The following is a 949-nucleotide window of genomic DNA, read 5'->3' as shown; positions in this document are numbered from 1 at the left end:
CGTCAAGATATGGATATTTCAGTTAAATCGATAGATTTCAATACCTTATGTCAGTACTGACTTTTTAGAGATGCCCTACTGTTAATGCAAGGCATTATGTTGTGAAACAAGTTGATTTGGCGGTTCAAAAAAAAGTTATTCCATTACATGAAAAGGAAAACGCTGCAGCTGCATTATATGCGGCGGGTGTGAGGGGGGCGGAAAAGTATGGAAAACGACAAGTGAATACAAGAGATATCCAAAAAATATGGCAAGTTGTGGGCTGTGGGCCAGGTAATTGCCCTCCTCATAAGTGTCTATTTCGGACAGTTATCTCAAGAAAAGAAGAATATGGAAATGATTTTCCGTTATTTAATAAATTGATAAAAGAATAAAATGTCTACAAGTGGATTTTTATATAGAGACATATTAAAGTATGTTTTGCCGACATTGCTTTTTTTGATTTTAATAGTGCCGCTATTAAATGGTAGTATTAACTATGAAATTCTGATACCATTTGGTATAATAACTTCACTGCTGTTTGGTCCTTTATTGTCAGAGATTTCTACTCTATTATTTAAATTATTTCCCAAAGTCAAAAAGTTGATTAGTGTTTCGGAATGGATGAATTCTAATTGGGACTATGGAAAAATGTTTTACAGCTTGAGTAAGGACGAGAGAGATTATTTATATTTGACAGCTGCATATATTGATTTTTTTAAAAATTCAGGATTAGTTATTTTTATTTTTATGGTTTTGTCATTAATTCTTATGGTGATTGATTTGAAAGGCGATTATTTAGGGTATTTAAGTCATACAACATGCATAATTTCAAAGTTTAATGTTAATACATTTGCCCTTATAATTACTTGTGCTGTATTTATATGGTCACTTATTAATCCGGCCAATAAAACTCGCAAATATATTATATTGCGGGTATGGAAAAAATCGATATTAGAAAAGTCTCTGA

The 949-nt window shown here is 31.7% G+C and carries 2 protein-coding genes; both read left to right on the top strand.

The window, feature by feature from the left end; all coding sequences use genetic code 11:
- The first annotated feature begins 101 nt into the window (after positions 1-101).
- Positions 102-374, top strand: a complete 273-nt coding sequence (locus tag FGF66_RS12350; RefSeq protein WP_139457943.1) for a hypothetical protein — start codon at positions 102-104, stop codon at positions 372-374.
- 1 nt (position 375) lies between these two features.
- Positions 376-949 (top strand): hypothetical protein (locus FGF66_RS12345; RefSeq protein ID WP_139457942.1); only part of this gene is annotated, 574 nt, incomplete at its 3' end.

It is taken from the genome of Chlorobaculum thiosulfatiphilum, assembly GCF_006265165.1.
GTDB classification, from domain to species: Bacteria; Bacteroidota; Chlorobiia; order Chlorobiales; family Chlorobiaceae; genus Chlorobaculum; species Chlorobaculum thiosulfatiphilum.
The sequence above is the reverse complement of the archived record's forward strand: the minus strand, read 5'-3'. Positions and strand labels throughout refer to the sequence as shown.